The sequence below is a fragment of the Nissabacter sp. SGAir0207 genome (genome assembly GCF_005491205.1).
In the GTDB taxonomy this organism is placed as follows: domain Bacteria; phylum Pseudomonadota; class Gammaproteobacteria; order Enterobacterales; family Enterobacteriaceae; genus Chimaeribacter.
The window spans coordinates 79,892-105,017 of the sequence record NZ_CP028037.1; the positions used below are offsets into that span (position 1 = coordinate 79,892).

The 25,126-nt window shown below is 60.9% G+C and carries 24 protein-coding genes; 6 read left to right on the forward strand and 18 right to left on the reverse strand.

The genetic code is table 11. From position 1 onward, the window contains the following. Nucleotides 1-156 precede the first annotated feature (156 nt). The 8 genes from C1N62_RS19555 to C1N62_RS19590 all read right to left on the reverse strand — a co-directional run bounded on the left by C1N62_RS19555 (nucleotide 157) and on the right by C1N62_RS19590 (nucleotide 6,780). Nucleotides 157-720: a hypothetical protein gene (locus C1N62_RS19555; RefSeq protein ID WP_137765407.1), complete on the reverse strand. Its 564-nt coding sequence runs from the start codon at nucleotides 718-720 to the stop codon at nucleotides 157-159. A gap of 277 nt (nucleotides 721-997) precedes the next feature. Continuing rightward, a complete protein-coding gene (gene catA, locus C1N62_RS19560; RefSeq protein WP_137765408.1) occupies nucleotides 998-1,927 on the reverse strand; it encodes a catechol 1,2-dioxygenase in 930 nt (309 codons plus the stop codon). A gap of 75 nt (nucleotides 1,928-2,002) precedes the next feature. Continuing rightward, a complete protein-coding gene (gene catC, locus C1N62_RS19565; RefSeq protein ID WP_137765409.1) occupies nucleotides 2,003-2,293 on the reverse strand; it encodes a muconolactone Delta-isomerase in 291 nt (96 codons plus the stop codon). Between the two features lie 42 nt (nucleotides 2,294-2,335). Beyond that, nucleotides 2,336-3,451: a muconate cycloisomerase family protein gene (locus tag C1N62_RS19570; RefSeq protein WP_137765410.1), complete on the reverse strand. Its 1,116-nt coding sequence runs from the start codon at nucleotides 3,449-3,451 to the stop codon at nucleotides 2,336-2,338. A 15-nt stretch (nucleotides 3,452-3,466) separates the two neighbouring features. After that, the gene (pcaD, locus tag C1N62_RS19575; RefSeq protein ID WP_137765411.1) at nucleotides 3,467-4,228 is read right to left on the reverse strand and encodes a 3-oxoadipate enol-lactonase; all 762 of its coding nucleotides are present in this window, start codon (nucleotides 4,226-4,228) and stop codon (nucleotides 3,467-3,469) included. Nucleotides 4,229-4,236: 8 nt separating this feature from the next. Next, nucleotides 4,237-5,439 (reverse strand): 3-oxoadipyl-CoA thiolase, encoded by a 1,203-nt coding sequence (pcaF, locus tag C1N62_RS19580; RefSeq protein ID WP_137765412.1) that lies wholly within the window; start codon nucleotides 5,437-5,439, stop codon nucleotides 4,237-4,239. Then, nucleotides 5,417-6,097 carry a 3-oxoacid CoA-transferase subunit B gene (locus C1N62_RS19585; RefSeq protein WP_137765665.1) on the reverse strand — a complete coding sequence of 227 codons (681 nt, stop codon included), beginning with the start codon at nucleotides 6,095-6,097 and terminating at the stop codon, nucleotides 5,417-5,419. Before C1N62_RS19585 ends, pcaF begins: the two co-directional genes overlap by 23 nt. Continuing rightward, nucleotides 6,097-6,780 (reverse strand): 3-oxoacid CoA-transferase subunit A, encoded by a 684-nt coding sequence (locus tag C1N62_RS19590; RefSeq protein WP_137765413.1) that lies wholly within the window; start codon nucleotides 6,778-6,780, stop codon nucleotides 6,097-6,099. The genes C1N62_RS19585 and C1N62_RS19590 overlap by 1 nt, the downstream gene beginning before the upstream one ends. 238 nt (nucleotides 6,781-7,018) lie before the next feature. Here C1N62_RS19590 and C1N62_RS19595 point away from each other — a divergent pair, with 238 nt between their 5' ends. The 4 genes from C1N62_RS19595 to umuD all read left to right on the forward strand — a co-directional run bounded on the left by C1N62_RS19595 (nucleotide 7,019) and on the right by umuD (nucleotide 9,616). Then, the gene (locus C1N62_RS19595) at nucleotides 7,019-7,840 is read left to right on the forward strand and encodes an IclR family transcriptional regulator C-terminal domain-containing protein (protein WP_137765414.1); all 822 of its coding nucleotides are present in this window, start codon (nucleotides 7,019-7,021) and stop codon (nucleotides 7,838-7,840) included. A 317-nt stretch (nucleotides 7,841-8,157) separates the two neighbouring features. Next, nucleotides 8,158-8,556 carry an H-NS family nucleoid-associated regulatory protein gene (locus tag C1N62_RS19600; protein ID WP_137765415.1) on the forward strand — a complete coding sequence of 133 codons (399 nt, stop codon included), beginning with the start codon at nucleotides 8,158-8,160 and terminating at the stop codon, nucleotides 8,554-8,556. Between the two features lie 173 nt (nucleotides 8,557-8,729). Next, nucleotides 8,730-9,086, forward strand: coding sequence for a hypothetical protein (locus C1N62_RS19605; protein WP_137765416.1), 357 nt, complete (start codon nucleotides 8,730-8,732; stop codon nucleotides 9,084-9,086). 101 nt (nucleotides 9,087-9,187) lie between these two features. Beyond that, the gene (gene umuD / locus C1N62_RS19610; RefSeq protein WP_137765666.1) at nucleotides 9,188-9,616 is read left to right on the forward strand and encodes a translesion error-prone DNA polymerase V autoproteolytic subunit; all 429 of its coding nucleotides are present in this window, start codon (nucleotides 9,188-9,190) and stop codon (nucleotides 9,614-9,616) included. Between the two features lie 41 nt (nucleotides 9,617-9,657). Here the strand turns inward: umuD and C1N62_RS19615 are convergent, their stop codons facing one another. From C1N62_RS19615 to C1N62_RS19625, 3 genes are all read right to left on the reverse strand, one after another. Beyond that, nucleotides 9,658-10,557 (reverse strand): manganese catalase family protein, encoded by a 900-nt coding sequence (locus tag C1N62_RS19615; RefSeq protein WP_137765417.1) that lies wholly within the window; start codon nucleotides 10,555-10,557, stop codon nucleotides 9,658-9,660. A 415-nt stretch (nucleotides 10,558-10,972) separates the two neighbouring features. Continuing rightward, nucleotides 10,973-12,478, reverse strand: a complete 1,506-nt coding sequence (gene proP / locus C1N62_RS19620; protein WP_137765418.1) for a glycine betaine/L-proline transporter ProP — start codon at nucleotides 12,476-12,478, stop codon at nucleotides 10,973-10,975. A 1,078-nt stretch (nucleotides 12,479-13,556) separates the two neighbouring features. After that, nucleotides 13,557-13,991: a pyridoxamine 5'-phosphate oxidase family protein gene (locus C1N62_RS19625; protein WP_137765419.1), complete on the reverse strand. Its 435-nt coding sequence runs from the start codon at nucleotides 13,989-13,991 to the stop codon at nucleotides 13,557-13,559. Between the two features lie 228 nt (nucleotides 13,992-14,219). Here C1N62_RS19625 and C1N62_RS19630 point away from each other — a divergent pair, with 228 nt between their 5' ends. Further along, complete coding sequence (locus C1N62_RS19630; RefSeq protein ID WP_137765420.1) at nucleotides 14,220-14,762, forward strand: DUF924 family protein; 543 nt, start codon at nucleotides 14,220-14,222, stop codon at nucleotides 14,760-14,762. Between the two features lie 34 nt (nucleotides 14,763-14,796). Here the strand turns inward: C1N62_RS19630 and C1N62_RS19635 are convergent, their stop codons facing one another. Together C1N62_RS19635 and C1N62_RS19640 are read right to left on the reverse strand one after the other, a co-directional pair. Next, nucleotides 14,797-15,303, reverse strand: coding sequence for a DsrE family protein (locus C1N62_RS19635; protein ID WP_240775832.1), 507 nt, complete (start codon nucleotides 15,301-15,303; stop codon nucleotides 14,797-14,799). A 432-nt stretch (nucleotides 15,304-15,735) separates the two neighbouring features. Then, entirely contained in the window at nucleotides 15,736-15,966 is a 231-nt protein-coding gene (locus C1N62_RS19640) for a DUF378 domain-containing protein (protein ID WP_137765422.1), read from the reverse strand. A gap of 253 nt (nucleotides 15,967-16,219) precedes the next feature. Between C1N62_RS19640 and C1N62_RS19645 the strand changes: the two genes are divergently transcribed. Continuing rightward, nucleotides 16,220-18,403 carry a beta-glucosidase gene (locus C1N62_RS19645; protein WP_137765423.1) on the forward strand — a complete coding sequence of 728 codons (2,184 nt, stop codon included), beginning with the start codon at nucleotides 16,220-16,222 and terminating at the stop codon, nucleotides 18,401-18,403. 60 nt (nucleotides 18,404-18,463) lie between these two features. On the opposite strand, the gene C1N62_RS19650 is transcribed toward C1N62_RS19645, so the two are convergent. The 5 genes from C1N62_RS19650 to C1N62_RS19670 all read right to left on the reverse strand — a co-directional run bounded on the left by C1N62_RS19650 (nucleotide 18,464) and on the right by C1N62_RS19670 (nucleotide 25,000). Beyond that, on the reverse strand, nucleotides 18,464-19,789 hold the full coding sequence (locus C1N62_RS19650) for a cytochrome c (RefSeq protein ID WP_137765424.1): 1,326 nt from the start codon (nucleotides 19,787-19,789) through the stop codon (nucleotides 18,464-18,466). A gap of 10 nt (nucleotides 19,790-19,799) precedes the next feature. Beyond that, the gene (locus tag C1N62_RS19655) at nucleotides 19,800-21,584 is read right to left on the reverse strand and encodes a GMC family oxidoreductase (protein WP_137765425.1); all 1,785 of its coding nucleotides are present in this window, start codon (nucleotides 21,582-21,584) and stop codon (nucleotides 19,800-19,802) included. Nucleotides 21,585-21,587: 3 nt separating this feature from the next. Then, nucleotides 21,588-22,325 (reverse strand): gluconate 2-dehydrogenase subunit 3 family protein, encoded by a 738-nt coding sequence (locus C1N62_RS19660; RefSeq protein ID WP_137765426.1) that lies wholly within the window; start codon nucleotides 22,323-22,325, stop codon nucleotides 21,588-21,590. Between the two features lie 211 nt (nucleotides 22,326-22,536). Next, nucleotides 22,537-23,058: an ATP-binding protein gene (locus tag C1N62_RS19665; protein ID WP_240775833.1), complete on the reverse strand. Its 522-nt coding sequence runs from the start codon at nucleotides 23,056-23,058 to the stop codon at nucleotides 22,537-22,539. Between the two features lie 46 nt (nucleotides 23,059-23,104). Next, nucleotides 23,105-25,000 (reverse strand): sigma 54-interacting transcriptional regulator, encoded by a 1,896-nt coding sequence (locus C1N62_RS19670; RefSeq protein ID WP_137765427.1) that lies wholly within the window; start codon nucleotides 24,998-25,000, stop codon nucleotides 23,105-23,107. Between the last annotated feature and the right edge of the window lie 126 nt (nucleotides 25,001-25,126).

Consider the following 25,126-nt stretch of genomic DNA (forward strand, 5'->3'; position numbering starts at 1 on the left):
TGAACCGCTTACAGAATGTTCTGTTTTACGCTTTCTTAACATTTTAGCGGAAGTGTAAACCGGTTACAGTTGTTACCCTTATTAAGCCGGACGAAGGCGGTGGCGGCCAGCCAACACCAGGGGCGAATTTCGCCACCGCTCTCGTGCCGGCACCTTTCAAACCGCAGGCGGCTGTTGGCCATGCGTCTTTTTGCCCCTACGATGGCTATCCCAACGCCGGAGAATGGCGCGGGTGGTGAAAAATGCGCTCAGCAAGCTGACCGGCAGTGTCGTCCAAAAGATGATGGCGGCAAAAAACGTCGTCACATCCTCATCACCATAAATATCGAAAAAGTGTGCCAGGTCATATATCTGATAGGTGAGGGTAAAATAGATCACCCTCGCCGACAAAATGCACAGCGCAGCAGTAGCAACCGCCATAAAAATAAATAGAACAACGTAACGCATAATTTTTATGGCTTGTGCCTTGGACTTTTTTATCTTTCTGGTGATGAAAAATGAGAGCGTAAGTCCTATAGACAATGATACCCAGAAGGCCACGGCGGCATAGAGTGTCAATACGCCATCATCGCCGATAACGCTAAAATCATTTGCCAATGCATAAAAAGAGTAGGCGACAAAAGGGAGCGCTATGCGTGCCAATAAAAGTCCAGCGATAACAAAGGCAAAGGTGAGTAAGAGATAAATGAGCGCAAAAACGAATCTCTTGGCAATTTTCATCTTATTGGCATCCCACCGTCATCTTTTAACCATAAGTTTGCTGGAATAGGCATAATAATCTCCCTTGGATTAATCATGATTAATCCTACTGCGCGCTATTTCCCGACGGCAATTTAACATTGGTTAATTGTTAGTGTATTAAATATAAAATGAGAAAAATAATCGTGATGGGAATGCGGGGCTGTTTTATTTTCAATAGATGACATCACAAAAATAATGGCTCTCAATTCCAAACATAAAAAAGGCGCCCGCGGGCGCCAAGGGGAAATGGGGTTTATTACTCTTGCAGGGCACGGGCGCGCTGAATACGTTGCTCTTCGTGCGCCTGAGTTGCTGGGGTCAGGGTGAAATCAAATTCAATTTCAGTGTGCGGGTGGGGCAGATCGCGTTTCGCGCTAATCGTGGGATCGGTGATCTTGACTGGCTCGGCAATCAGTTCGTCGCGGGTGGCGAAGGCGAAATCATCCCACAGGTAGCGGTCGCCATTTAAATTGATCTGGGTGGTCAAGTGGCGATGACCGGGCGCGGAGACGAAGAAGTGGATATGCGCCGGGCGGTTACCGTGGCGACCAAGGCGATCGAGCAGCGCCTGCGTCGGGCCATCGGGCGGGCAGCCGTAGCCGGAGGGCACGATGCTGCGTACGGCGTAGCGCCCCTCGGCATCGGTACGGACGCGGCGGCGCAAATTGTACTCGCCCTGCGATTTATCAAAGAAGGAGTAGTTGCCCAGCGTATTGGCGTGCCAGATGTCCACCACCGCGCCCGCCAGCGGCTGGCCGTCGGTGTCCTTGACCTGGCCGTGCAGCCACATTACCCGGCCATCATCCTTGCCGTCATCCATGCGCGCATAACCGTCGCTCAGCGGCGCATTGGCGACATAGAGCGGCCCCTCGATGGTGCGCGGGGTGCCGCCGCCAAAACCGGCCTCGGCCTCGCGCGCATCCTCGCGCATATCCAGATAGTGCTCCAGCCCCAGCCCGGCGGCCAGCAGCGCCGCCTCCTGCCGCCCGCCGAGGGTGTGCAGGTAGTTGGCCGCCTGCCAGAACTCCTCGGGCGTGACGTCGAACTCATCTATCAGGTGGCACAGGTCGCTCACCAGCCGGTGCATAATCTGCTTGAAGCGGGCGTCGCCCCCCTCGCTGTGCAGGCCACAGCTGATCTCCAGTAATTTTTTGACATCGTCATGCTGGCTGTAATTGGTTTTCATATTATTGCCCTCATTGCAGTGTAGGGTGAATCGGGTCAGGCAGAGGGGCCAGCGAGACGCCGGCCAGTCATGGCATCAGCGATCGTCTGGATGGATGCTGGAGGGGTGGCGGCAGAGCGGCGTCACCGTCACCTCCATATAGGGGTAAAGCGGCAGTTGGGTGAGCAGGTTATGCAGCGCCTCATTGCTCTCCACATCGAAAATGCTGACGTTGGCGTACTGGCCAGCGACGCGCCAGAGGTGGCGCCAGACACCCTGCTCCTGCAACCGCTGGGCGTACTGCTTCTCCTCCCGCTTGATCTGCTCGGCTGTGTCGGCAGGCATCTCCGGTGGGATGCGCACCACCATCTCAACTTTGAATAACATCGGTAGCTCTCCTTATTTACGCGGGTCTTATTTACGCCGGTTTTATTTACGCTGATAGTGGCGGAATTTGTCATCGTCCAGGGTGATGCCGAGGCCCGGCCCCTGCGGGATCGTTACGCCGCCCTCGCGGAACACCAGCGGGTTGGCAACGATGTCATCTTTCAGCAGCAGCGGGCCGAACATCTCGGTGCCCCAGCTGAGCGGCAGGGTAGACCATGCATGGAGTGAGGCGAGGGTGCCGATGGTGCCCTCCAGCATGGTGCCGCCGTAGAGCGCGACGCCCGCCGCCTGCGCCACATGCGCCAGTTTTAGCGCCTGCGCTGGCCCACCGGCCTTGGCGATCTTCAGGGCGTAGGCCCCGGTGAAACCGGCGGCGGCCAGCGCATAGCCGTCATGGGCATCGGCTACCGCCTCATCCGCCAGCACCGGCAGCGTGAAGCGCTGGCTGAGCTGCACCAGTGTGGCGCGATCCCACAGCGCCACCGGCTGCTCCACCAGATCGATGCCAATCTCCTGCAACGCCGCCATGCCGCGCACCGCTGTCACCGCGTCCCACGCCTGATTAACATCCACCCGGATGCTGACGCCTTCGCCCAGCCCCTCGCGGATGGCGCGGGTGTGACGTAGATCCTCCGCCAGACTCTTCGCGCCAATCTTCAGCTTGAAGGCGCTGTGCCGCCCTTCGGCCAGCAGGCGCTTGCCCTCCTCAATATCACGCTGGGTGTCGCCGCTCGCCAGCGTCCACAACACCGGCAGGGTCGGGCTACGCGCGCCGCCCAGCAGGGTGCTGACCGGTACGCCAAGGCGCTTGCCCTGTAGGTCGAGAAAGGCGGTCTCCAGCGCCGATTTGGCAAAGGTGTTGCCCTTGACCGGCAGGTTCATCGCCGCCGCCAGCGCCGCCGGGCCATCAAAGGCGCGGCCGCACACCGCCGGGGCGAGGTAGGTGTCGATCGCCGACTTCATCCCTTCCGGGCTTTCCGGGCCGTAGCTCAGGCCGCCGATGGTGGTCGCCTCGCCCCAGCCCTCGGCCCCATCGCGGTCAGTCATTTTGACCAGCGTCAGGGTCTGGCAGCCCATGGTGGTCATCGACAGCTTGTGCGGGCGGATGGTCGGGATATCCACCAGCCAGCTCTCGATGCGTTCTATCTGGATGCTCATTCACGGTTCCTTCGGTTATGCCGCACGGCGGAAAAAGTGCAAAACAGCGGCGCTGAACGCGTCTGGCGTCTCAACGTTACTCAGGTGCGAGGCGGGCAGCAGGTGTAGCTCGGCGTTTGGCGCGGCGCGCACGATCTCGCTGGCGTCAGCGACGGTAGTGACCGGATCATGCTGGCCGCCAATTACCAGCATCGGCCGCGACAGGTGGTGCAGATCCTCGCGCAGGTCAGCCACGGCCAGTGCCTCGCAGCAGGCGGCGTAGCCTACCGCGTTGCCTGCCGCCAGCGCGCGGATCAGCGCCGCCACCTGCTCCGGGTGCCGCTGGCGGAAGGCCGGGGTAAACCAGCGCTCCGCCGAGCCAACGGCCACCGGCGTCAATCCCTGCTCCCGCACCAACCGGGCGCGATCCTGCCACCCTTCACGGGTGCCGATGCGGGCGGCGGTGTTGGCGACCGCCAGCGCATGAAAGCGCCCCGGATGGTGGCGGTTGAGCCACAGCCCGGTCTGGCCGCCCATCGAAATGCCGCAGAACCCTGCGCGCTCCACCCCCAGGTGTTCGAGCAGGGTGATAACGTCACTGCCCAATTGCGCCAGCGTCAGCGGCCCGGCTGGCAACGGGGTGGCCCCGTGGCCGCGCGCGTTGAAACGCAGCACCCGGTGATGGGCAGTCATGGCCTCAAGCTGCGGCTGCCACATCTCATAGGTGGTGCCGAGCGAGTTGGCGAGCACCAGCAGCGGCGCGCCCTCCGGCCCATCAAGGCGATACTCAATCTCCATGCGGCCCCCTATACCCGTTCAATGATCAGCGCGATGCCCTGGCCGACGCCAATGCACATGGTGCAGAGGCCATAGCGGCCGCCGGTGCGTTGCAGCTCATAGGCCGCGGCCATCACCAGTCGGCCACCGGAGGCACCGAGCGGGTGGCCGAGGGCGATCGCGCCGCCATTTGGGTTGACGTGCGCGGCGTCATCCGGCAATCCCAGCTCGCGCGTCACCGCCAGTGACTGGGCGGCGAAGGCTTCGTTCAGCTCAATCACATCCATCTGCCCGAGCGTCAGCCCGGCGCGCGCCAACACTTTGCGCACCGCCGACACCGGCCCAACGCCCATGATCGATGGCTCCAGCCCGGTCACCGCACTGGCGACAATGCGTGCCATCGGGGTCAGGCCGTGGCGGCCGATCCCCGCCTCGCTGGCGAGCAGCAGGGCGCAGGCCCCGTCATTCAGCCCGGAGGCGTTGCCTGCGGTCACGCTGCCCTGTGGCGTGACCACTGGCCTGAGCCGGGCCAGCGCCTCCAGCGTGGTGGCGCGCGGATGCTCATCCGCCGTCACCTCAAGCGGCTCGCCGCGCTTCTGCGGCACGCTGACGCCAATCAGTTGCGGCGCGAAACGCCCCTCCTGTTGGGCGGCGGCGGTACGTTGCTGGCTGCGCAGCGCGAAGGCATCCTGATCCTCACGCGAGACGCCATAGCGCGCCGCCACCTTCTCGGCGGTCTGCGGCATGGTGTCGGTGCCGTAGAGCGCCTGCATTTTCGGGTTGATGAAGCGCCAGCCCATGGTGGTGTCTTCCAGTTGCATGGTGCGGCTGAAGGCGCTCTCCGCCTTGCCCATCACAAAGGGGGCGCGTGACATGCTCTCCACGCCGCCCGCCAGCAGCAGGTCAGCCTCGCCGGTTTTGATCGCCCGCGCTGCCATCGCCACCGCGTCAAGGCTCGAACCGCACAGGCGGTTGACGGTGCAGCCCGGCACCGAGACCGGCAGCCCCGCCAGCAGCAGCGCCATGCGCGCCACGTTGCGGTTATCCTCACCGGCCTGATTGGCGCAGCCAAACAGCACGTCGTCCAGCTGCTCCCACGCCACTTGAGGGTGGCGCGCCATCAGCGCCTGAATCGGCAGCGCCGCCAGATCGTCGGCACGCAGCGCGGCCAGCCCGCCATTCAGGCGGCCAAAGGGGGTGCGTACCCCGTCACACAGATAGGCGGTTTGCATCAGCGTCCTCGCGTTGGTTAAGGTGGAAGGTGAGGGGCACCGGGGTGATCTCTTGCAGTTGCGTCGGCGTCAGGCCACCGAAAATCTCCGTGACCACCAGCCCCTCGGGCGTGACGTCCATCACCGCCAAGTCACTGTAGATGCGGTCAATGCAGCCGACGCCGGTCAGCGGGTAGGTGCACTGCTCGACAATTTTGCACTCGCCGTGGCGGGTGAGGTGCTCGGTCATGGCGAACACCTGACGCGCGCCGATCGCCAGATCCATCGCGCCGCCCACCGCCGGGATGGCACCGGGCTTGCCGGTGCTCCAGTTGGCGAGATCGCCGCGTGCCGAGACTTGGTAAACCCCCAGCACGCAAATATCCAGGTGGCCGCCGCGCATCATGGCGAAGGAGTCACCGTGGTGAAAGTAGCAGCCGCCCTCCAGCAGGGTGACGTACTGCTTGCCAGCGTTGATCAGCTCCGGGTCTTCTTCGCCCTCTGCCGGGGCTGGCCCCATGCCGAGGATGCCATTCTCGCTCTGGAGGAAAATCTCCTTGTCATGGGGCAGGTAGTTGGCGATCTGCGTGGGGATGCCGATGCCAAGGTTGACGTAGGCCCCCTCCGGGATGTCTTGCGCGATGCGGCGCGCCAGCTGTTCGTGGGTCAGTTTGTCCATCATGCGCTCCTCCGTTGTTGGGCGGCGGTGGCGACCAGACGCTGGACAAAGATGCCGGGGGTGATCACCTGCTCCGGGTCCAGCCCACCAAGCGGCACCTGCCGGTTGACCTCGGCGATGGTGCAGGCCGCCGCCATCGCCATGATCGGGCCGAAGTTGCGGCCGGTCTTGTCATAGACCAGATTGCCCCAGCGGTCGCCGAGGTGGGCGCGGATCAGCGCGAAATCCGCCTTCAGCGGCAGCTCGAACAGATAGTGGCGTCCCTCAATCTCCCGTGTCTCCTTGCCCTCCGCCAGCTGGGTACCGTAGCCGGTTGGGGTAAAGATGCCGCCCAGCCCAGCGCCACCGGCCTGGATGCGCGCCGCGAGATTGCCCTGCGGCACCAGCTCCAGCTCCAGCTCGCCCCGGCGATACAGCTCGTCGAATACCCAGGAGTCCGCCTGCCGCGGGAAGGAGCAGACCACCTTGCGCACGCAGCCAGCCTTGAGCAGCGCCGCCAGCCCGTGGTCGCCGTTGCCGGCGTTGTTGCTGATCAGGGTCAGGTCGCGCGGGCGGCGGCGCACCAGCGCCTCCAGCAGCGCGTAGGGCTGGCCAGCCGGGCCAAAGCCGCCGACCATCACCGTTGCCCCGTCATGGATGTCCGCCACCGCGTCGTCGGCGGAGGGGACGCTTTTATCAATCATGGGATCTCCTTTTCACACTGCGGAGTGTGCTCCGCGTGACTGCTGTTTTTTTCACCCTATGCGCCGCCCTGACCTGCCGCAATACCGAATATCAAAACATTGTGCGATTATCGGACAGTTGGTTAAAATTGTGTTAAATCTGTGATCCAGCCAGAGAATTTGCACGCGGGGCGCTTGCGACGGGGCGGTGAAGGCGATAATTAGCCCTCCAGACGTCACCAACCAAGGGGAGAATAGGGTGAGCGAGGGGCATAACGAGTGGCAGCGGCTGGGGGAGATTGGCGCGCTGAGCGATCACACCTACAAGGGCGATCCCAATTTCATGGCGTCACTGGCGCGTGGGCTGGAGGTGTTGCAGGTCTTCACACCGCACTTGCACCGGCTGTCGGTTTCGCAGATCAGCCAGATGACCGGCATCCCGCGCGCGGCGGTGCGGCGCTGTCTCTACACCCTCAAGGCGCTGGGGTTTGTCCACTGCCCGGATGGCCGCCACTATGTGCTGCTGCCACGGGTGCTGACCATTGGCCATGCCTACCTTGCCAGCTCGGAACTGGCGCGGGCGGCACAGAACTCGCTGGAGTTTTTGAGCAAGCAGCTCAATGAGTCCTGTTCGGTGGCGACGCTGGATGGCGACAGCATCCTCTACATCGCCCGCGCCAATGTGAAACGCATCATGACCATCGACCTACAGCGTGGTAGCCGGTTGCCTGCCTACGCCACCTCGATGGGACTGGTGCTGCTCAGCGCGCTGGCGGAACCCGAGCTGGACGCCTACCTGTCACGCGTCACCTTTGAGCCGCTGACGCCCCACACGGTGCGTGACGCCACCCAACTGCGCGAGCAGCTGGCGCGGGTGCAGCGGCAGGGGTATGCGATTAATGATCAACAACTTGAGATAGGATTGCGATCCATTGCGGTGCCGATGCACGCGCGTAAGGGTGGGGTGGTGGCGGCGATGAACGTCGGCGTCAATGCCTCGCAGGTCTCGGCCCAGACCCTGCGCGACACGGTATTGCCGCAGTTGCAGCGTACCGCGATGGAGCTGGCGCTATTGTTGTAATCGCGACATTTAAATGAAATTCCTGCCGGCTTGGCTTGCCTGAAGGCCGCGCAATATTATCCTGTTTGCGCCGCCGATATGCGGCGTTTCGCCATCATCAGTTTGGGCATTATATCGTAATAATGGTATCCACTATTTTAATGACGGCAGGGTATCCCTGATTTCTGCGCGGATAATAGCGCAGGAAAAATCGGATACTTATTAGGCTGTTGTCGGCTATTTACGATTTAATGTTGTTAATAGTCGTAGGGGTATTATAAGATCGCGCTTCTTAAACATTTGTATAAATATAAAGCATCGAATAGAAAGGTATTATTATGACTGGTTTTCTGAAGACGTTGAACAATATTCGCAGCCTGCGCACACAGGCGCGTGAGGTCGATCTCTCAACCTTGGAAGAAATCCTGCAAAAACTGACAACTATCGTGGAAGAACGCCGCGAAGAAGAGGCGTCAGAAAAGCAGCAGAAAGAAGAGCACCTTACCAAGCTGAAAGAGTATCTGGAGCTGATGCAGGAAGAGGGCATTGACCCGGCTGAACTGTTGGCGATGACCGATGCCCAGGGTGGCCGCCAGAAGCGCCAGCCGCGTCCGGCGAAATATCAATTCCGCGATGAAAATGGCGAATTGAAAACCTGGACCGGCCAGGGCCGCACCCCGAAAGCCATTAAACTGGCGCTGGATGCCGGCAAGTCGCTGGACGATTTCGCCCTGTGATCGCCTCAGGACGCCGTGTAACAGCGGCGTCCTGCCTTTAATTCCCCGCTTTGCCTCTTTCCCTGCCGCCATTTCCGCTTTTCTCAACCAACCCTATATCATCCCGCTATTCTGGCTGGTGGTTTGTCTGATGACACTTTAGAATCACCTTTTATTATCAAGAAAAGATCAAAATGAAAAAAAGCGTAACCTTAATTCTCGTGCTGCTGATATTGGCGGCCGCTGGCATGTGGTGGAAAAATCGGGCCGATAAAGCCCGTGTGGAAAACGACGGCTATTATAGCGCGGTGATGTGTGTGATTGTGCAGCGCTTGGGCAGTGACACATCGCCAGAGGCCTACCTGCGCGATTTCAATACCGTGATTGAGGGCGGCAACTCCTTCTACGCGCTTGACCGCAAATCGCTGGATCGCGACGAAGCCCGGCGGGTGATTGCCGCTTTCCAAGGGTTGCCTGAGGCCGACAAAGCCCGCGCCGTGCAGCAAGACAGCGCCTGCCGCGCCAGCCTGATGGCGGCACTGGCGAAATAACCTGCGGCTAACACCTTGAGAAACGGAGCAATCTCACTTTCCATTCCTCTAAATTATCATATACTGGATAGATAACCAGTATCATTGAGGGAAGTGATGTGATTGTAACGAGCATATTTAGCACGCCGGATGAGGAGATACCGGTGCTGGCGTTGCCGCTGTTTGCCGACTACTGCCGTGCCGGGGTGCCGTCACCGGCGGCGGACTACATCGAGCGGACGCTGGATCTGAACGAGTACTGTATCCGTCACCCCAGCGCCACCTACTTTGTGCGTGCCGAGGGGGATTCAATGGTACTGGCGGGCATCAACAGTGGCGATTTGCTGGTGGTGGATCGCGCCGAAACGCCGCAGCATGGCGACATCGTGATTGCGGCGGTGGAGGGGGAGTTTACCGTCAAGCGGCTCTGCCTGACGCCGCGTCTCTGTCTGGAGCCGATGAACACGGCCTACCAGCCCATCTACGTGGAGGCTGACCGGCTGGAGATCTTCGGCAAGGTGCTGCACGTCATCCATACCCTGCGCAAGTAAAAAAGGCATACCCGCGGGTATGCCCCCTGCCGGGCTGGCCGTTATGGCTGGCCCTTGCTCCCCAGATCCTTATCCTCCAACGGGGTGGAGCCAAGCTCCGCGCCGGTGGCGGGGTTGATGTTCGGGTCAGACTGGGTGCGCTGCGCCATCACCTGATAGTCCACTTTTTGCGACTCCGGGATGGTCAGTACCGCCAGCCCGTCGCCGCCATCCACCGCGGGCTGCGGGTCGGCCACATACTGGAAGTTCTCATCCGAGTTCCAGCTCCCCCGCACCTCGCCCTCACCCGACATGTTGTAGTAGATGTTGGCAAAGGCGGGCACCGGCGGCAGTTTGCCCGGCGGGAAGTTGTTGCGGATGGCGTAGAGCGCCTTCTCAAAGGAGAGCTGGTGCGCCACTTCACGGGTCATCAGGAAGGTCAGTGCGTCACGCACGCCGACATCATCCGTCAGGTTGATCAGGCGTTCATAGACGATTTTTGCCCTGGCTTCGGCAGCAATATTCGAGCGCAGGTCGGCTGTCGGCTCGCCGATGGTATCAATGTAGGCGGCCGTCCAAGGTACGCCAGCGGAGTTGGTCAGCGGCGGCCCGCCGCCATACAGTACGCCGGTGATGTGGCTGTCATTGCCGTTGCCGGTCAGCGAGCGATAGAGATCGGCCTCTTTCTGCGTCCCTTCCGACAGCTCGCCCTTCGCGCCCTTGTTCAGCATCGCCACGATGGTGCCAATGATCTCCAAATGGCTTAGCTCCTCGGTGGCAATATCCAGCAGCAGATCCTTGCGCCCCGGATCGTCATCGCCCAGCCCTTGGGTGAAGTAGCGGCAGGCCGCCGCCAGTTCGCCCTGTGGCCCGCCAAACTGCTCCAGCATCAGGTTAGCCAGACCAGGGTTGGGTTCAGAGACCCGGACAGTGTATTGCAGTGATTTGACATGTTTAAACATTCGCCATCCTCAATGTTTGGGTGGTCAGAAATAGGGGAAGCCCCCTGCAAACCGCATTGTGGTGCTTTGTCGATATCATGCTCACACATGCAGGCCGTGGGGAAAAACCATCGGGTGAAAACGGCACTGCATGGCGTTATCTGGGAGGTGGCACAGGGCCAGCCGGGCAGATAACACACCTAAGTTATAGAACATGTGGGATAAGTGACGCGGCTGTGATGGGAAATGTGTCGGGTGGCTGGCAGAAAGGGGGAGGCGGTATCAGGGGGCACCAGCGTGGCTCGGGGCACTGAATCGCCTGATAACCTTGGGGTTATTGGCGGCTTGGCGGGATAGCGCAGTTTTGCGTTAAGAAAGGCGACAAAATGTAAAAAGCCCCGGCAGTGGCCGGGGCTTTGCGCAAGGCATGGGAGCCTTATTCGTTGATACGCGGGTGTTGCTGGATCAGGCTGGCACGTTTGGTCTCCAGCTCAGCGATCTGCGTATTGATGTCTTCGATCTTCTGCTCAATGTTGTCGTGGTGCTCACGCAGGATCTCCTTGGCTTCCGCCAGGTCGGAGGCCGCCGGGGTCGCGCCGCGCAGGGGCTTGTTGGCAGTCTCTTTCATGAAGATACCGGTCGCCAGACCCACCAGCGCCACCACCATCAGGTAGTAACCCGGCATATAGAGGTCACCCGAGGACTCCACCAGCCAGGCGGCGATGGTCGGCGTCAGGCCAGCAATCAGCACCGAGATGTTGAAGGCGCTGGCCAGCGCACTGTAGCGGATGTGGGTCGGGAACATCGCTGGCAGGGTGGAGGCCATTACGCCGGTGAAGGCGTTAAGGACGACCGCCAGCAGCAGCAGGCCAGCGAAGATCAGCCCGGTCACTTGGCTGTTAATCAGCATGAAGCAAGGCACTGCCAGCACCAGCAGCGCGATGCTGCCGATAATCACGAACGGGCGGCGGCCAAAGCGGTCACTCAGCAGGCCCATCACCGGCTGCACAAACAGCATCCCGATCATCACCGCGATGATAATCAGTACACCGTGGTCTTCCGAGTAGTGCAGGTTATGCGACAGGTAGCTCGGCATGTAGGTGAGCAGCATGTAGTAGGTGACGTTGGTGGAGATCACCAGACCGATACAGGTCAGCAGGCTTTTCCAGTGGCGGGTGGCAATCTCTTTGAACGACACTTTCGGGCCATCACGCAGGCCTTCGCGGTCGCCCTGTTCCAGCTTGTCAACGTGCTGCTGGAAGGCCGGGGTCTCTTCCAGCGCGTTACGCAGGTAGAGGCCGATGATGCCCAGCGGCAGTGCCAGGAAGAACGGCAGGCGCCAGCCCCATTCGAGGAAGTTGGCCTCGCCGACGATGGCGGAGATCAGCACCACGATACCGGCACCGGTCACGAAGCCAGCGATGGAGCCGAAGTCGAGCCAGCTACCCATAAAGCCACGGCGGCGGTCAGGGGAGTATTCGGCGACAAAGATTGACGCGCCGGTGTACTCACCGCCGACGGAGAAGCCCTGTGCCATTTTCGCCAGTAACAGCAGGATCGGCGCCCAGATGCCGATGGAGGCATAGGAGGGGATCAACCCGATACAGAAGGTACTGACGGACATAATGATGATGGTGATGGAGAGGATTTTTTGGCGGCCATACTTGTCGCCGAGGGTGCCGAAGAACATCCCACCCAGCGGGCGGATCAGGAACGGCACCGAGAAGGTCGCCAGCGCGGCGATCATCTGTACGCTGGGGTTGGCATCCGGGAAGAAGACCTGCCCGAGCGCGTAGGCCACGAAGCCGTAGACCCCAAAATCAAACCACTCCATTGCGTTGCCCAGAGAGGCAGCGGTAATGGCTTTACGCAACTTGGCATCATCGATGATGGTTACGTCTTTTAAGCCGATGGGCTTCACCTGTTTTTTTCTAAGTTTCATAGCAAGTGGACCTGTTGTTATGGTTATTGATGCTTGATGGTTCCAGTCATTCATAATTGTTATAACAGAAGGATAGACTATAGGAACAGTAAATGGGGTCTTTATGGTTAAGTTCTAAGCGAAAATGCAAAATAAAACGCTGAATGCACAAATTATCAGCAAAAATATCCGGATTTTTCCGCTTCACTATTAAGCCGACAGGATAAGTTGAAGGACAAAATAAGCCAAATTGCGAGTACACCCAGTGTTAGTGGGCATATCTGGTTGAGCAGGCTACGCTATTTCCCGAAGTGGAAAAAAGTGGGTTGTTTAATTTTGCTTAACTGACTCGGTTTTGGCAGAGATTATTCATTGCAACCAAGGCGATCGCGCGGGGGGATATTGCGCCAAAAACTGGGGGCGTCAGGAAATCAATTTCCCGGATGCAATCATAACAGCGTGGTTAATTGCTGGCAGAGTCCACCGCTATTTTTTCGCTGAAAAAATCACCTTCCTCCTGTTGTTCTCCTTGCCAGTACCACGACGATGGCTAACGCATCCAGTCAAAATGTGCACATAAACCTGCCTTTTCACCCCTCCGCGCCGGGCATTTCGGCGAACAAAGCGTCATTACTGCAACCTGCTCAATAAATGGCAAAAAAATCGCCGGGTGATTTCTTCGCCAGCGCCAGCCGCGTATTCTGGGGTTTCCATGCTCAGCGGAATAAACGCCCTGTCACATTGTCGCGCTATAATTGGGCCGGCTGCGGCCCGGCAGAATGATATTTTCCCGGCCAGATCGGCGCGGCGAACTGGCACCATTGTGAAGCAAGGGAAGATATTCGTCCGCTATCCCAGCCAGTGCCGGAAAATGGCGGGCCGCCATCGTGTAATAATGCCCACTTCCGCCATCACTTTGCGGCGTTAGCAGGTGCCGGTTCACGGGGGAAAATTGTCCGGGCTTCACCGTGAGGGGAAGTAAATTTCGCGATGGGGTGGGCGGCTAAAGGGCCGGAATATTCACTGCCGGAACCGGGCGAAATTGGCTGGCGTTATCGCGGAAATAAAAAACCGCCCGCAGGCGGTTTTGAGCAGGGGATTACAGCGTAATTTCCTGATGGTTGTTCTGGTCGTCCCAGTAGGTCAGGCGCTGGGCGCTGACCTTGATCAGCAGCAGGTCAGGGGTGTCGATGCCCTCTGGGAACCACTTCTCCACGTCCGGCGTCCAGTACTCTTTCAGCGTCTCTTTGTCGCGGATCAGCTCCGAGGTGCCTTCGATGGCGATAAACAGGCTCGGTTTGTCGGAGGACTTGGCGGTGACGTAGTTCAGCGTGGTGGCCGTGTTGCGATCAATGTCCGCCACGGTCTGGTTGTCTTCGGTGGTAAAGAAGTAGGCGTCACCGTTGTACTCCACGTTGCGGTTATTGCTCATTGGACGGCTGGCGATGGCGCCACCTTCGCTGTAGGTACACATCATGGCGTAGTCGATGTCTTTGATCAGTTTGGACAGTTCGGACAGCGTCTTCTGGCTCATCGTAAGCTCCTGGTTATCATGATCAGGGAACCGCCAGGCTGGCGGTGCTGCAAAGGGCGCGTAACCCGTTTCAAATCAATGTGTCACCCAGATAAGGCTAGTAGAGCAACACCCGAGCGTCCAATCGACGGCCTATAACAAAAATGAATATCCACACGATGTGCCGTCACCACACTCCCGCCAGATTGGCTAAATTTAGGGCATCAGCGGCCTAAAGGGGGAAGGGCAATGGAGTATGAACAGGTACTGGCATTCTGGTTTGATGAGGCCGGTGAGGCGAAATGGTTCAGCAAGGATGAGCAGTTTGACCAGACCCTGCGCGAACGGTTTGGCGAGTGCTGGCAGGCGGCATGTCGTGGCGAACTCTCTTCGTGGCGGCACAGCCTGCGCGGGCGGCTGGCGGAGGTCATCGTGCTGGATCAGTTCTCGCGCAATCTGGCGCGGCAGGATGCGGCGGCCTGGGCGCAGGATGGCATGGCGCTGGTGCTCTCACAGGAGGCAATGCGCCAGCCCGGCTGGCAGCAACTGCCCACGCGGGAACGCGCCTTCCTGTTGATGCCCTGGATGCACGCGGAGTCACGCGTCATCCACCAGCAGGCTGTCGCGCTGTTTGAGGCGTTGGGCGATGCGGAGATGGCGCACCATGCGCGGCAGCACCGGGAGATCATTGAGCGGTTTGGCCGCTACCCGCACCGCAACGCACGGTTGGGCAGGGCATCCACGCCAGAGGAGGCACGCTACCTGAAAGAGAACCAGCTCCCTTTCTTCTAGCGAAAAACGGCGCCGGGTGGCGCCGTCCGGGGGATTACAGCGGCATAAAGGAGTAGCCCTGATGCTCCAGGGTGGTGACGGTGGTCAGGCCGGAGAGCGCCTGTGTCACACTCTTATCCACCCAGGTGCGGTCATAGTGGTGCGCCGCTACTGACTGGTCACAGACGGAGATATCCACCCCTACCTTGCGCAGTTTCTCAATCAGCGGCAGGTTCGGGTTATCGAAGCCGTTAATCTTGTGGAACTGCTCATTGTTCAGGGTGGCTGGCGTGGCACCGCCGGTCAGCACGGCCACAAACTTCAGCTGGTCCAGCGGCACGCCAGAGGCCACATAGAGGTTCACGGCGCGCGCAACGCGATCCAGCCCCTCGTTAATTTGGTCTGGCCCCACTTCCTGTTTATTAATAAAGAAGACGATCTTGTAAGGATCGCCATTGCCCACGCTTGGGCGATAAGCCACATCATCCCAATAGTGTACAGGGCCGTAACCATCGATAGTTGGCGTTTGCCAGAAGCCCGGTTCATCCTTAGGTGCATTCATGGCATGCACTTTATTGATGAGGGCCGGGGACTTCACCACTGCCACACTTGCGGCCACACTCAGTACCACTGTTAATACCGTTGACGCCAGACGCATACCTTTCTCCAAATAATACAAGACAGAGCACATCAGCCTTCAAGCGCCCAAAAGGGGCGGAAAGCGGTTCACCACGTGCAGATGTGGAGAGATTTATAGCATAGTGTTTCGCCATATTAATCAGGCTTGACAAGAATCAGAATAAGACTAGGACGACAGGTAAAGGGCGCTAACATGAATATTTTCCATGCGCTTAGTTGGCAGCCTAAATAGCGGGGTTAGTGTACGGGAATTAATTAGCCGGCCTAATCGATAACGGAAACGAATAAAACAGTAAAGCGGCAGGAATGGGCACTGCCGCTTTTATTTTGGGCATGATTCTGGGAAGCCATTGGCTTAGAGGCGAGTGGTGGTGGTCGATGTGACGGTATGCGAGCGGATGCGTGGCAACAGCGCCAGGCAGTAGAGCGCGCACAGGCCAACAATGATGTAAACAATGCGTGAGAGTATCGCCGTTTGGCCACCGAAAATAACCGCGACCAGATCAAATTGGAACAGGCCGACCAGTAACCAGTTCAAGCCGCCAATAATGAGCAGCAACAGAGCGATGGTATTCAGTGCTTTCATGAGTCCTCCTATCAATGTCACCTGCGGTAAGGAATAGTCCTACTGAAAAATTCTGACAGGCACGTCCTGAACAGCAGAAAGTCATGTTTTCACTTTGAGTATAGCGCTTAATTTTTAACCTGCCGTACCGCTATCCCCCCTGCCGCTGCTTAATTTTTATAAAAGTGCGAGCGGGGGTAAGAATCTGTAAAAACCGCCATCCACGGTGGTGGGGACTATCCTTATGGGCAGGCTTTTAAATAAGGAGGAACCGATGACGGACAGTGCGCAGCAGGAACAACAGGTGTATCAGGCCAGCGCCCCGGCCGACCGGCAGGCGGCAGAGCTGGTCAGCAAGATGACGCTCGATGAGAAGATCATGCTGGTGCACACGCCAGTGGGTTTTGCGCTCGGCGATCGCCCGAAACCTGAGGGCGCGGTGGGGTCGGCGGCCTATACGCCCGCCATCCCACGGCTGGGCATCCCCGGTTTGCAGGAGAGCGATGCCAGCCTTGGCGTCGCCAACCCGGCGGGCGTGCGCCCGGACGATCGCATGACTGCCCTGCCATCGGGCTTGCTGAGTGCCTCTACCTTCTCACCGACGCTGGCGCGCCGCACCGGCGAGCTGCTGGGGGAGGAGGCCCACGCTCGTGGATTTAACGTGCTGCTGGCAGGCGGGATGAACCTGATCCGCGAACCGCGCAATGGCCGCAATTTCGAGTACCTGAGTGAAGACCCGCTGCTGACGGGCCTGATGGCCGGTGAGACGGTGGCTGGCATCCAGAGCCGCCACGTGGTCTCCACCGTCAAGCACTATGCGCTGAACGCACAGGAGACGGGCCGGGTGCAGGCGGACTCGGTACTGGCGGAGGGCGCGGCGCGTGAGTCCGACCTGCTGGCGTTCCAGCTGGCGCTGGAGACGGGGCAGCCGGGTGCCATCATGCCGGGCTACAACAAGATCAACGGTGAGTACGCCTCCGAAAATGCCTTCCTGCTGAACCGGGTGCTGAAGGGTGACTGGCGCTATCCCGGCTGGGTGATGTCGGATTGGGGCGCGACCCACTCCACGGAGAAGGCGGTGATGGCCGGGCTGGACCAACAGTCCGGCGAGGAGCTGGATAAGGCGGTGTTCTTCGGCCAGCCACTGAAAGAGGCGGTGGAGTCCGGCAAGGTGCCGATGGCGCGGCTGGATGACATGGTACGCCGCATCGTGCGTAGCCTGATTGCCGTAGATGGCCTGCGCCACCCGCCGCAGCCACGCCCGTCAGATGAGGCGTCCCACGCTGCCGTCGCGCAGGAGGTGGCGCGTCAGGGCATGGTGCTGCTGAAAAACAGCGGCGGCCAGTTGCCCATCAATGCGGAGGTCAAACGCATCGCGGTGATTGGCGGCTATGCCGACAAGGGCGTCATCTCCGGCGGTGGCTCCAGCCAGGTGATCCCGGCGGGCAGCCAGCGTGCGCCAACGCCCTTCAAGAGCGTCTTCACGGATACTATGGTGCTGCACCCCTCATCGCCGCTGACGGCATTGCGGGCGGCGTTCCCACAGGCAGAGGTGAGCTGGGATGACGGCGCTGACCCGGCGCGCGCCGCCGCACAGGCCAAGGCCGCCGAGGTGGCGATTGTGTTCGCCTGGCAGTGGCAGGCGGAGGGCACCGACGTGCGTGACCTGTCACTGCCGAACCATCAGGATGCGCTGATTGAGGCGGTAAGCGCCGCCCGCCCCGGCACGGTGGTGGTACTGCAAACCGGCGGCCCGGTGAAGATGCCGTGGCTGGATCAGGTGGGCGCGGTGTTGGAGGCGTGGTATCCCGGCAGCCGGGGCGGCGAGGCTATCGCTGACATCCTGAGCGGGCGGGTTTCGCCCGCTGGCCGCCTGCCGGTCACCTTCCCGGCGGCGGAGTCACAGTTGCCGCGCCATAGCCTGCCCGATCCTGACAGCACCACCGCCATGCCCGGCCAGCCGCTGAAGCAGGATATCCGGGTTGACTACAACATTGAGGGGGCGGATGTCGGCTACCGTTGGTTTGAGCGCGAGGCGCTGAAACCGCTGTTCCCGTTTGGCTACGGCCTGACCTACAGCCGCTTCCACTACCACAACCTGAAGGTGGAGCCGGTGGCGGGCGGTGGGATGCGCCTGCGGCTGACGGTGGTCAACAATGGCAACCGCACCGCCACCGATACGCCGCAGTTCTACCTGAGCAACGGCAGCAGCGACCACGGTTTCGTCAAGCGGCTGGTGGGCTGGCAGCGCGTGACACTGAAGCCGGGCGAGAGCAGCGAAGTGGCGGTGGAGGTTGATCCACGGCTGGTGGCGCGCTGGGACACCGGGCAGGTGAAGTGGCACATCTACCGGGGTGACTATCAGGTGGTGGCTGGCGCGCACGCGATGGACGAGGCGCTGAGCACCACCGTCCACCTGCCGGAGGCGTGGCTACCCATCGGCGGACGGTCGCAGTAACCGTGCCGCCATAAAAAAAGGGCCTCTATCAGAGGCCCTTTGTCTGTGCGTTAGCGCAGGTTATTCCGCGTGCAGCTTCTCAATCGAGGGGCTGCCGAGCATGATGGGATCGGTGATCACATCCTTGTCCTTGCGCACGCTGGCGACGTCCGAGGCCGAGATGGCTGGCGCGTGGTTGCCCCAGCTGGAGCGGATGAAGTTGACCACGTCCGCGACCTGCTGGTCATTCAGCCGCCAGCCGAAGCCCGGCATGGTGAGGCTGGATGGCGCGCCCTGAACACCCGGCAGTACCGAGCCGGTCAGCACCACGTGGATCAGCGAGGTGGCGTCATCAGACATCACCACCGGGTTGCCGCGCAGCTCCGGGAAGGCGCGCACGTAGCCGCGCCCATCGGTGCGGTGGCACGCGCCGCAGTTATCGACATAGATCGCCGCGCCCGGCTTGCTGTCGTCACCGTGGAACAGCTGCTGCGCCACCGTCTCGTCCTCTTTGAACGGCGGCTGGTGCGGGTCTTGCGGTTGCAGCGACTTCAGGTAGCGGGCGATGGCGGTGGCGTCATCGGCGCTCAGGTATTGCAGGCTGTGCTCCACCACGCTGGTCATGCCGCCAAACACGGCGGTATGGTCATTGCGGCCGGTGCGCAGGAACTCCACCAGCTCTTGCTCGCTCCAGCGAGCCAGCCCATCCTTGTTATCGCCGCGCAGGTTGGTGGCGACCCAGCCATCAATCGGCGCGTTGCTGCCGGAGAGGTAGCTGCTGCCCTCCTGATCATTCAGCGCCTTCTCCTGCATCGTCAGGCTACGCGGGGTGTGGCAGGCGCCACAGTGGCCCAGTCCCTCCACCAGATAGCGACCGCGCGCCAGTACCGGATCCTCGCCCTTGGCTGGCGTGAAGTCTTTCACCTCTGGGGCGAAGATGCCGCGCCAGAAGCGCAGCGGCCAGCGCATGGAGAGCGGCCACGGGATGTCGCTGTCGCGGTTGGCCTGCTTCACCGGTGCCACGCCATGCATGAAGTAGGCATAGAGCGCGCGCATGTCATCCTCTTTCACCACCGCGTAAGAGGGGTAGGGCATCGCCGGGTAGAGCGTCTGGCCATTCTTGGCGACCCCACGGCGCACCGCGTTGTCGAAATCCTCGAAGCTGTAGTCGCCGATGCCGGTCTCTTTGTCCGGCGTGATGTTGGTGCTGTAGATGGTGCCGATTGGCGTCTTCATCCCCAGCCCGCCCGCGAACTCGGTGCCGCCCATGCTGGTGTGGCAGGCCACGCAGTCACCGGCGCGCGCCAGATACTCGCCGCGCTTGATCAGATCCGCGCCGCTGTTGTCCTGCGCCCAGGCGCTGACGCTGGCCGCGCCGAGGGTCAGTGCAAAGATTAACTTTTTCATGACATGCTCCTTATGCCTGCACCAACGGGCCTGGGTTTTTCAGGTACTGCTCGCGGATGGCGCGTGCTGCCCAGTAGGTCAGGGCCGCGACGGTGCCGGTTGGGTTGTAGCCCAACCCCTGCGGGAAGGCGGATGCGCCCGGTGCAAAGACGTTGTGCACATCCCAGCTTTGCAGGTAGCGGTTCACTGCGCTGGTCTTCGGATCTTCGCCCATGATCGCGCCACCGTTCATGTGGGTGGTCTGGTAGACGGTGGTATCGAAGTGCTGGCCCGGCTTTTTCGGTGCACCGGTGATGACCGTCGGGTTCATCGCCTCGGCAATCTTGTGCATCCGGTCATGCATGAACTGCGACATTTTGACGTCGTTGTCCTGCCAGTCGAAGGTCATGCGCAGCAGCGGCTGGCCGTAGACGTTCTTGTAGTTCGGGTCCAGATCCAGATAGTTGGAGCGGTAGGACTGGTGCGCGCCGTGGGCATCCATCGAGACGTTGTGGGTGTAGACATCCGCCACTTCGGCTTTCCACTTGCTGCCCCAAGTCGGGGTGCCCGGACGGGTCGGCAGGCCGGAGATCGGCTTGGCACCCGCTTGGTTGACCCAGAACGGCGAGCCACCGACGAAGCCATACTTGGCGTGGTCGAAGTTATCGGCGTTGAAGTCATCCACGCCGACACCCGCGCCGCCCGCGCCGATGAAGTTGTTGGTGTGCACGTCCTTGTCGAAGAACGCCTTGATGGTGGAGATGTTCTGGTAGGCGAAGTTACGCCCGACCACACCCTCGTTGGTCACCGGGTCATACGGCTTGCCGATGCCGGAGAGCAGCATCAGGTGCACGTTGTGGAACTGGAACGCGCCGAGGATCACGATGTCCGCTGGCTGCTCAATCTGGCGGCCCTGCGCATCGACATAGGTCACGCCGGTGGCGCGGCGCTTGTCGTCGGTCAGGTTGACGCGCAGCACGTGGGCATTGTCGCGCAGTTCGAACTTCTTCTCCTGACGCAGCGCTGGCCAGATGTTCACGTTCGGCGACGCCTTGGAGTACATGTAGCAGGCATAGCCGCTGCAGTAGCCGCAGAAGTTGCACGGGCCCATCTGCGCGCCATACGGGTTGGTATAGGGCGCGGAGGTGTTGGCTGAAGGCAGGTCATACGGGTGGTAGCCCACTGACTCGGCCGCCGCTGCAAACAGCTGGGCGGAGTAGGTGCGCTTCTGCGCGGGCAGCGGGAAGTTGTCTGAACGATCTGGCGCAAACGGGTTGCCGCCCTTGCCCTGACCGATCACCTGTCCCTTGACGCTCCAGGCACTGCCAGAGGTGCCAAACACCTTCTCCGCCTTGTCAAAGAACGGCTCCAGCTCATCATAGGTGACGCCGAAGTCCTGAATGGTCATGCCTTCCGGGATGAATTTCTTGCCGTAGCGCTCCTCATAGTGGCTGCGCATCCGCAGTTCCATCGGGTCGATACGGAAGTGCACGCCAGACCAGTGCAGGCCCGCGCCGCCGGTACCGGTTCCAGGCAGGAACGCAGCAAGCTGGCGGTAGGGTTGGGCGGTCTGCGAGCTATTGTGGCGGATGGTGACGGTGCTCTTGGAGAGATCCTGGAACAGCTTGCGGCGGATATTGTAGGTCAGCTCATCAATCACCTGCGGGTAGGCGCCATCCGGGTAGGTGTCACGGTGCGGGCCGCGCTCCAGCGCCACCACATTCAGGCCAGCCTCGGTCAGCTCTTTCGCCATGATCGCCCCGGTCCAGCCGAAACCGACGATGACCGCATCCACTTTCTTCATTACATTGGCCATCAGTTACGCCCTCTCGCCGCGAATTGATACCGGCGGGAAGGGATAGGCTTCGCCCCGTTCCACCCAGTCCATAAAGTCTGCCCGTGCGCCTGGGAAGCCAATCAGCTTCCAGCCCACCATATTTTGGTTGCCGCCGTGGATCGGGTCACTGAAGAAGCCCTCACGGGTGTTCTGCAACAGCGTGGCGAAAAAGATCTTCGCTGGCACCTGGCTGAAGGTCACTTTGCCGGCTTCCATCTGGCCCAGCATCTCCTCCTGCTGCGCCGTCTCCAGCTCGGCGAACACCTTGCCATACTGCTTTTTGGCGTGCTCATCGGCGGCAGCGATGCCCAGCCGGTAGACGTCACGCGGCACCAGCGGCAGCTGGTAGCCCAGCGCGGGATCGGCGTCCGGGTCGAACGGGCCTTGCATGTACCAGTTGGAACCGGTTGCATACGGGGTGTTCATTTGGCGGTCGATGAACTCCGGTGCACCGGCTTCCACGGCGCCGGGACCGCGCTCATCCGCCGGGATCAGGCGGGCAGCGGCCGCGGAGACAAAGGCATACTCTTCCGGGGTGAAGAAGGTGGGGGTATAGGCTCTGGCTTCATGGTTGGCCGGGGCGATATCTTCCGCCGCATCGGCTTTTTTCACAGCCGCCAGACCGCCCAGCCCGCTGGCACCAATGGCCACGGCCGGTGCCAGCGTGATGGTTTTCAGCAAGAAATCCCGACGGGAATTTCCTGAAAATGATTTAGACATTCCTTGCGCTCACTTACTTGTGTCAAACAAAAAATTAACAAAGCGTGATTAAAATCGCTTTTGTTTACCTTTTCTTTGCAAATAACGGCATTAAATATATTCTTACAAATTATCCGGTTATGCCTAACAAGTGAGCTGGATCACATTTATACGGGGTGAATGCTTTTGCAGCAAATGTTAAATCTGCTTTCTTAAAATATCAGAAATTTTCTTAAAAATGGCGTACCGGCTGAAGGGTCAATCCCTCATCGGGGTGCGGGGCTTCAAAATGACGGCCTAACTGCGCGAACTGCTCGGCTGACAGCGTATAGGGGTGCTCACCGGAGGCATTGCGCGCATTGACGCGCGCCAGACAGACGTCATCGGGCAGATCGAGCCAGTGCAGCACGGCACTGACGCCAGCGGCCTCGGCCAGATCCCGCGCCCAAGCGCGTGAGGCAGCGGTATTCATCGGGAAGTCGAGCGCCAGCATGACGCCATGTTGCAGCAATTGGGTGAGATGCGGGGCCAGAGCGCGTTTCAGCCGGGTGGCGCGCTCGGCGTAATCCGCCAGCGAGGCGATCTCCGCCGGGAACAGGGTGCTGAGCCAGCCATCCTCGCTGATCAGCATCATGCCGTGATCGCGCGCCAACTCCTGTGCCAGCGTGGATTTTCCTGCGCCAGCCTTGCCGCAGAACAAGTGCAATGCCGGTGCCGGTGACGCTGGCTGTGACGGGGTATGCAGTGCCATCATCTCTCTCCTGAATGAATGCCGTTAACAGGTTAAGCGTATGAAGAATTCACCCCGGTTGCCAGATGGCGTCACGCACGGCGATAGGGCGAGCCAGCAGCCCGAGCGCGTAGAAGCGGTCAGCGATCGCCTGCTGGTCACGGATCACCTGATGATTCATCAACTGCGTGCGGTGGCTGCGGCGGGAGAGCGCCTGCTCCAGCGAGGGGGAGGGTAGGCCCAGCTCACCGGCCAGATGGCGGGCGGCCTCGTGCCGCTGGCTGTCGATATAGTGTCCGGTCTGTTGCAGCGCCTCCAGCAGCGGCGGCAGCGTATCCCCGGCCTGCGCGACAAAATCGCGCCGCGCCAGATAGAACTGCTGGTTCTGCACCCGTTGGCGGCCATCGGCAATCACCCGCCAACCGGCCTGCTCGGCGTCGCTTAAGAGCGGATCCCACATCATCCAGGCATCGGCGGCCAGATAGTCGCTGGGGGCCAGCGGATATTTCGGCGGCGCGTAGACGATGCGTAGGTCATTCAGCGCCATGCCCTGCTCATCCAGCATCTGCACCAGCAAATAGTGCACATTCGACCCTTTGTTCACCATGATGCGCTTGCCCGCCAAATCGGCCAGGGTATGGAAGGGGCTGTCTGGCGGCACCACCATCGCCACGCTCTGCGGCGCGGGCGGCTCATAGGCGACGTAGAGCAGCGGGCTGCCCTCCGCCTGCGCGAAGATCGGCGGCACCTCGCCGGTGGTGCCGAAATCGATCTCATTGTGGTGCAGCGCCTGCAAAAGCTGCGGGCCAGCGGGGAACTCGCTCCACTGCACGTTGACCCCGCGCCCGGCAAACAGCGTCTCCAGACTCTGCCGCGCCTTTAACATGCCCAGATTGCCAAACTTCTGGTAGCCGATACGCAGCGTGCGGTCGCCCTGTTGCGCCGCCAGCGCGGCGGCGGGTTTGCTGCGCCCTTTGATCAGCCCCAGATGGGCGAGGTGGGTGCGCAGCGTGTGGCGGCTGATGCCCAACCGCGAGGCCGCCTGCAACTGGTTGCCGTCGCTGGCCTCCAGCGCATGGCGCACCATGCTCTCCACCAGCCGCGCATAGAGCTGGGGCGCACCGCGCTCCACCTCCTGGCGGATGAAGCGCTCAACGTGCAGGTTGTCCGCCGTCGGCGCGGGGGCCAGCTCCTCCTGACTGAGCCGCAACTGCCGCGGCGTGATGGTGCTCTCCCGGTTCAGCAACACCGCATTGTGCAGGGTGTTCTCCAGTTCGCGGATATTGCCCGGCCAGCCGTAGGCCATCAGCGCGGCGAGCGCCTCAGGCGACAGCCGTAACCGTGGCCGCCCGAGTCGGCGGGCATAGAGTGACAGGAAGTGCTCGGCCAACACCGGGATATCCTCACGGCGCTGGCGCAGCGGCGGCAACGCCACGGCCGCCACGTTCAGCCGGTAGTAGAGATCCTCACGGAATCGCCGCTCGCGGATCGCCTGCGCCAGATCGACGTGGGTGGCGGCAATCACCCGCACATTGATGCGCACCGGCTTGCGCGAGCCGACGCGGGTGATCTCCCGCTCCTGCAATACCCGCAGCAATTTCACCTGTAGCGACAGGCTCAGTTCACCGATTTCATCCAGCAGCAGCGTGCCGCCCTCCGCCGCCTCAAACCAGCCCGGATGGGCCTGAGCCGCGCCGGTAAATGCCCCCTTCTCATGCCCGAACAGTTCGGCCTCCGCCAGACTCTCGGTCAGCGCGCCACAGTTCACGGCCAGAAAGGGCTGGTGCCGCCGGGGGCTATGGTGGTGCAGATAGCGCGCCACCACCTCCTTGCCGGTGCCCGTCTCGCCGACAATCAGCACGGTGGCGTCAGTGGGCGCCAGCTGGTCCAGCAAGTTCTGGAAGGCGATGGAGGCCGGATCAATCAAGACCGGCTGATCGGGGGCGATGGGGTGAACGTTCTGCATGGCACTCTCCCTGCGGCAGGTATGGGAGAAAAAGCTTATCCCACTGCTGCCGCCAGCGGGAGGGGGCAAACGCGCGTGGCTGTTGCAAATGCGGCAGGGGTGACAGCGCACTTGTTGCATTTGCAA